The sequence below is a fragment of the Terrabacter sp. FW104-15G4B genome (genome assembly GCF_058790095.1).
Genome location: NZ_JBYTCI010000023.1, coordinates 59,469 through 65,578, shown reverse-complemented (window position 1 = coordinate 65,578; position 6,110 = coordinate 59,469). Strand labels below are relative to the sequence as shown.

Sequence of the window (6,110 nt, the reverse complement as noted above, 5' to 3'; positions counted from 1 at the left end):
CCCCAACCCTGGAGCCCAACCCCGATGATCGCCTCGCTCTCCGGCACCGTCCTCAAGGTCGGCCTCGACTCCGTCGTCGTCGGCGTCGGCGGGGTCGGGATGCTCGTCCACACGACCCCGGCGACGGCTACCTCCGTCCGGCTGGGGCAGCCCACCGAGCTCGCCACGAGCCTCGTGGTCCGCGAGGACTCGCTGACCCTCTACGGCTTCGCCACCGACGACGAGAAGCACGTCTTCGAGACGGTGCAGACCGTCACGGGCGTCGGTCCGCGCCTGGCCCTCGCCGTCCTCGCGGTGCACTCGCCCGACGCCGTCCGCGTGGCCCTGGGCACCGGCGACCTCGTCGCGCTGACCAAGGTCCCCGGGATCGGCAGGAAGGGCGCCGAACGCATGGTCCTCGAGCTCAAGGACAAGCTCGGCGCTCTGCCCGGCTCGGTCGGGCAGAACGACCCGGTCCGCCTCGACACCGGCGAGGCGTGGCGCGAGCAGGTCCGCGAGGCTCTCGTCGGCCTCGGGTGGACTACGCGCCAGGCCGACGAGGCGCTCGACAAGGTGGCGCCACTGGCGGCCGACGGCGCCGGCGTCTCCGCGCTGCTGCGGGCGGCCCTGCAGGAGCTCGGCCGATGAGCGTCGAGCGCACACGGCGCTCCGAGCCCGGCTCCGAGTCCGGCTCCGAGTCCGGCTCCGAGTCCGGCTCCGAGTCCGGCTCCGAGTCCGGGGCGGCCGTCTGGGACGACGGCTCCTTCGACGCGACGGCCCGCATCGTCGACGCCGCAGGCGACACCGACGAGCGGCAGGTCGAGGCGGCGCTGCGGCCCAAGCGCCTCGACGACTTCCCGGGGCAGACGCGCGTACGCGACCAGCTCGGACTCGTGCTCAAGGCCGCCAAGCGTCGCGGCACGCCGCCTGACCACGTGTTGCTCTCCGGACCGCCGGGGCTCGGCAAGACGACCCTCGCGATGATCGTGGCCGGCGAGCTCGAGCAGCCCATCCGCATCACCTCCGGCCCGGCGATCCAGCACGCCGGCGACCTCGCATCGGTGCTCTCGTCACTCTCGGAGGGGGAGGTGCTCTTCCTCGACGAGATCCACCGGATGTCGCGCTCGGCCGAGGAGATGCTCTACCTCGCCATGGAGGACTTCCGCGTCGACGTCATCATCGGCAAGGGTCCCGGCGCCACTGCGATCCCGCTCGAGCTGCCGCCCTTCACGGTGGTGGGCGCCACGACCCGCGCCGGCCTGCTGCCGGCGCCCCTGCGCGACCGCTTCGGCTTCACCGGGCACCTCGACTACTACGCCGCAGCCGACCTCGTGACGATCCTGCACCGCTCGGCCCGCCTGCTCGGGCTCGACGCTGACGAGGACGGCATCCGTGAGATCTCGCTGCGCTCACGCGGCACCCCCCGCATCGCCAACCGGCTGCTGCGCCGGGTCCGTGACTGGGCCCAGGTGCATGGGAACGGCCACGTCAGCCACTCAGCGGCGCGGCAGGCGCTCGAGCTGTTCGACGTCGACGAACGCGGCCTCGACCGGCTCGACCGCGCCGTGCTCGAGGCCCTGTGCCGGCGCTTCAACGGCGGCCCGGTGGGCCTGTCCACGCTCGCGGTCGCCGTCGGTGAGGAGCCCGACACCGTCGAAACCGTGGCCGAGCCCTATCTCGTGCGCGAGGGCTTCATGGTGCGTACCCCGCGGGGCCGCGCTGCCTCGAGCCTCGCCTGGGAGCACCTCGGGCTCACCCCGCCCCTCGAGTCGCAGGCGCTCTGGACCGCCACCCTGCCCCTCGACGAGGCCGGCGGAGGCCGCTTCGACGCCTGACGCGGCCTCGACGAAAGTCGCGAAGTGCAGCCGAAACGTGACCCGCGCGGGCGGCGAAACGCCCTGGTGCGGTCTGACAAACTGCAGCGGCCCCCGTAGACTCCTGCGGGCACCACCGCCGCTGCCGCGGCACCATCCGGTGCCTCCGGTCGTTGACGCGACATCCGACCCCGCACGACGGGTCGTGGCGCGCGTGTGCGACGACCGGACGAAGACACGAAGGACTGAGCTGACATGAACAACAACGGGACCTTCTCGTTGCTGATTTTCGCGCTGCCCCTGCTGCTGCTGGGCTGGCTGTTCTTCACCCAGAACAAGCGGATGAAGCAGATGCGGAACTTCAGCTCGGCGCTCTCCGTCGGTGACCGCGTCGTCACCTCCTCGGGCCTGTACGGCACCGTCAAGCACCTCGACGACAGCAGCGCCTGGCTCGAGATCGCGGAGGGCACGACCGTCCGCTTCGACCGTCGCGCCGTCGCCATGAAGCAGTCCGACGCCGCATCCACCGACGCGACGAGCCCTGCAGCGGCCACCGACGTCTCGCCCGACGCACCGGGAAGCACCCCGGACTCCCAGCAGAACGGTCAGTGAGGGTTTCGTGGCACGCAGCTCCACCAAGAAGTCGGCGAGACGCAGCCTCCTCGCGCTCATCGTCGTCATCCTCGGCCTCGGCGCCCTCGCGGCCGGCCTGACGAAGTGGGGCGACGGGTCGATGACGCCCCGCCTCGGCCTCGACCTCGAGGGCGGCACGGAGCTCGTGCTCCAGCCGCAGCTCACCGGCACCGAGACGATCAGCGAGGGCCAGGTCAACCGCGCCGTCGACATCATCCGCCAGCGCATCGACGCCAACGGTGTCTCCGAGGCCGAGATCACCACGCAGGGCGGCCGAAGCATCGTCGTCGCGATCCCCGGGCAGCCGAGCAAAGAGCAGCTCGACGCCCTGAAGAAGCCGTCGCAGCTCCGCTTCCGCGCCGTCTACGTCCAGGCGCTCGACGCCAACGCGAGCCAGGCCAGCCCGAGTGCCACCCCCAGCGGCACGGCCACCCCGTCCGGCACCGCGACCGGCACGGCCACGCCCAAGGCCACCTCGAAGTCGGGCAGCAGTGCGACCCCCTCCACCTCCGCCACCGCGCAGAACGGCGTCGTCCCCGACGCGCTGCGCGCGGCCACGACGGCCCCCACCGTCAAGGCGACGGGCACGGCGACAGGCAAGGCGACAGGCAAGGCGACAGGCAAGGCGACCACGCCTTCCGCCACCGCGACGCCTGCCCCCACCGGCACGGCCGGCGCGCCTGCACCGACGCCTGCCGAGACCGAGGCCGCGATCAAGGCGCAGGCCAGCAAGGGCCTGGTCGGCATCGGCTGGGACAAGGCCAAGGCCGACAAGGCCGCCGCGAAGGTGGCCAAGCAGTACGTCGCGCTCAACTGCTCGGCCCCCGGCGCCGTCGACAAGGTCCAGGACGACCCCGCGCAACCCATAGCCACCTGTGGCGAGGACCGCGTGACCAAGTACGTCCTCGGGCCGAGCGAGATCGACGGCAGCGAGATCGCCGACGCGACGAGCGGATTCCAGCCCGGACCCAACGGCCAGCCCACCTCCATCGTCGAGGTCGCGCTGTCGTTCAAGGACGCCGGCAAGGCCAAGTTCGCCGCCGTCACCAAGCGCCTCTTCGGCCTCCAGTCCCAGGCGCCGTTCGACCAGTTCGCCGTCGTGCTGGACAAGGCCGTCATCACGGCCCCGCAGGCTCGTGCGGTCATCACCGACGGCCGGGCCTCGATCACCGGCTCCTTCACCATCGACTCCGCCAAGCAGCTCGCGGAGCAGCTGAAGTTCGGCGCGCTGCCGATCTCCTTCGCCCTGCAGACCCAGGACAACATCACCCCCCAGCTGGGTGAGGAGCAGCTGCGCATCGGCCTGCTCGCCGGCTTCATCGGACTGCTGCTCGTCGTCGTCTACTCGCTCTTCCAGTACCGCGCGCTCGGCCTGGTCACCGTCGCCTCGCTCGTCGTGGCGTCAGTCATCACCTACCTCGCCGTGACGGTGCTCGGCACGACCCATGGCTTCCGCCTCACCATGGCGGGCGTCACTGGCCTCATCGTGGCCATCGGCGTCACGGCCGACAGCTTCATCGTCTACTTCGAACGCATCCGCGACGAGGTCCGCGACGGTCGGCCGCTCGTGGCCGCCGTCGAGACGGGCTGGAAGCGTGCCCGGCGCACGATCATCGCGGCCGACGGCGTGAACTTCATCGCGGCCGGCGTGCTCTACTTCCTCGCATCGAGCAACGTCCGGGGCTTTGCCTTCACGCTGGGCCTCACGACTCTCATCGACCTGCTCGTCGTCATGCTGTTCACGCACCCGACGGTGCAGCTGCTGGCGCGTACGGAGTTCTTCGGCAACGGCCACAAGTGGTCCGGCCTCGACCCGCAGCGCCTCGGCGCCAAGGAGTCGGTCCGCTACCGCGGCCGCGGTCAGTTCGGGGCACCCGGCGTCCAGCGCCCGCCCGCCACCGTGGGCTCGGCCCGCGTCGCCGATGGGAAGGCCCAGGCATGATCAACTTCTCGCAGGTCGGCAACGACCTCTACACCGGCAAGCGCTCGATCGACTTCATCAAGCGCCAGAAGACGTGGTACGCCGTCTCGGGCGTCCTCATCGTGCTGGCCCTCGTCGGCATCTTCGTCAAGGGCCTCAACTTCGGCATCGAGTTCAGCGGTGGCTCGGAGTTCCGTGTCCAGGGCGTCTCCAACAGCCAGGGCTACGAGGAGAAGGCGCAGTCGGCCATCTCGCAGGCGGGCATCGAGGGCAACGTCATCTCCACGATCGTCGGTCAGGACACCGTCCGCGTGCAGTCCGAGGCCGCCTCCGACCGCACCGACGAGGCGAGTGCCGCCCTCGCCAAGCAGTTCGGCGTCAACCGCAACGCCGTCAGCGCCTCCCTCATCGGCCCGAGCTGGGGACAGTCGGTCAGCCAGCAGGCGATCCGAGGACTGATCGTGTTCCTCGTCCTCGTGACCATCACCATGGCGCTCTACTTCCGCACGTGGAAGATGGCCCTGGCCGGCCTCGTGGCGCTGCTGCACGACCTCGTCATCACGGTGGGGATCTATGCCCTCTTCGGCTTCGAGATCACGCCGTCCTCGATGATCGGCTTCCTGACGATCCTCGGCTACTCGCTCTACGACACCGTCGTCGTCTTCGACAAGGTCCGCGAGAACACCGCGGAGGCCTTCCGCACCAAGAGGACGACCTACTCGGCGGCCGCCAACCTGGCCGTCAACCAGACGCTCGTCCGCTCGATCAACACGACCGTCGTGGCCCTGCTGCCGATCGCCGCCGTGCTCTTCGTCGGATTCACCCTGCTCGGTCCCGGCACGCTGCTCGACCTGTCCCTCGCGCTCTTCATCGGCATCGCGGTCGGCGCGTACTCCTCGATCTTCATCGCGACCCCGCTGCTCGTCGACCTGCGTCGCAACGAGCCGGCCGTCCGTGAGCTCGACAAGTACGTCGCGCGGCATGGTGTCAAGCAGGCCGCGGTGGCTCCCGACGATGCGCCGGAGCCGGCCGTCGTCGGGGCAGACGCCACGGGCGCCACCACCCAGGCGCCGGCTCCGGTCGAGGGTGCACCCCGTCCGGTGCACAAGTACGCCCAGGCAGGCCCGCGCAACCAGCCGCGGCGCGCGCCGAAGTCCCGCCGCTGACGGCGGCCGGCCTCACCCGACCGCACGTTCGACCACCCGAGGAGAGACGGCGTGAGCCAGATCAGTGACCTCGTCGCGAGCAGGCTGCGCGACATCCCGGACTTCCCCAAGCCGGGCGTCATGTTCAAGGACTTCACACCCCTCATCGCCGACGGGCCGGCCCTCGGCGAGCTCGTGCGCGACATCGCCAGCCGGTATGCCGGGAAGGTCGACGTCGTCGTCGGCATCGAGGCCCGCGGCTTCATCCTCGGCGCCGCCGTGGCCTACGAGCTGGGCCTCGGCATGGTGCCGGTCCGTAAGGCCGGCAAGCTACCGGGGGAGACCCTCAAGGAGTCGTACGCCCTCGAGTACGGCACGGCTGAGGTCGAGGTGCACACCGACGCCTTCGGGCCCGCCCAGCGGGTTCTCGTCATCGACGACGTGCTGGCCACCGGAGGCACCGCCGAGGCGACGGCCCTGCTCGTGGAGCGGGCCGGGGCCCAGGTGATCGCGATCGAGGTGGTGCTCGAGCTGGGCTTCCTCGACGGGCGAAAGCGTCTCGGGCACCGCCCTGTCAACGCGATCCTGACCGTGTGACCACCGGGCGAGCGCCTAGAC

Annotated in this window: 6 protein-coding genes; all 6 read left to right on the top strand. The window is 70.8% G+C overall.

From position 1 onward, the window contains the following. The first annotated feature begins 24 nt into the window (after positions 1-24). The 6 genes from ruvA (at position 25) to AC3WRT_RS16140 (ending at position 6,089) form a co-directional block, all read left to right on the top strand. On the top strand, positions 25-627 hold the full coding sequence (gene ruvA / locus AC3WRT_RS16165) for a Holliday junction branch migration protein RuvA (protein ID WP_492723714.1): 603 nt from the start codon (positions 25-27) through the stop codon (positions 625-627). Then, the gene (ruvB, locus tag AC3WRT_RS16160; protein ID WP_492723708.1) at positions 624-1,814 is read left to right on the top strand and encodes a Holliday junction branch migration DNA helicase RuvB; all 1,191 of its coding nucleotides are present in this window, start codon (positions 624-626) and stop codon (positions 1,812-1,814) included. Before ruvA ends, ruvB begins: the two co-directional genes overlap by 4 nt. Before the next feature lie 234 nt (positions 1,815-2,048). Then, entirely contained in the window at positions 2,049-2,405 is a 357-nt protein-coding gene (yajC, locus tag AC3WRT_RS16155; protein ID WP_492723706.1) for a preprotein translocase subunit YajC, read from the top strand. Between the two features lie 7 nt (positions 2,406-2,412). Further along, entirely contained in the window at positions 2,413-4,368 is a 1,956-nt protein-coding gene (secD, locus tag AC3WRT_RS16150; RefSeq protein ID WP_492723704.1) for a protein translocase subunit SecD, read from the top strand. Further along, positions 4,365-5,513, top strand: coding sequence for a protein translocase subunit SecF (gene secF, locus AC3WRT_RS16145; RefSeq protein WP_492723702.1), 1,149 nt, complete (start codon positions 4,365-4,367; stop codon positions 5,511-5,513). The genes secD and secF overlap by 4 nt, the downstream gene beginning before the upstream one ends. A 51-nt stretch (positions 5,514-5,564) precedes the next feature. Then, positions 5,565-6,089: an adenine phosphoribosyltransferase gene (locus tag AC3WRT_RS16140; protein WP_492723700.1), complete on the top strand. Its 525-nt coding sequence runs from the start codon at positions 5,565-5,567 to the stop codon at positions 6,087-6,089. The last annotated feature ends 21 nt before the right edge of the window (positions 6,090-6,110 follow it).

Coding starts and splice junctions, on each gene's coding strand:
- ruvA (WP_492723714.1), top strand. CDS start 25: ATGATCGCCTCGCTCTCCGGCACCGTCCTCAAGGTCGGCCTCGACTCC.
- ruvB (WP_492723708.1), top strand. CDS start 624: ATGAGCGTCGAGCGCACACGGCGCTCCGAGCCCGGCTCCGAGTCCGGC.
- yajC (WP_492723706.1), top strand. CDS start 2,049: ATGAACAACAACGGGACCTTCTCGTTGCTGATTTTCGCGCTGCCCCTG.
- secF (WP_492723702.1), top strand. CDS start 4,365: ATGATCAACTTCTCGCAGGTCGGCAACGACCTCTACACCGGCAAGCGC.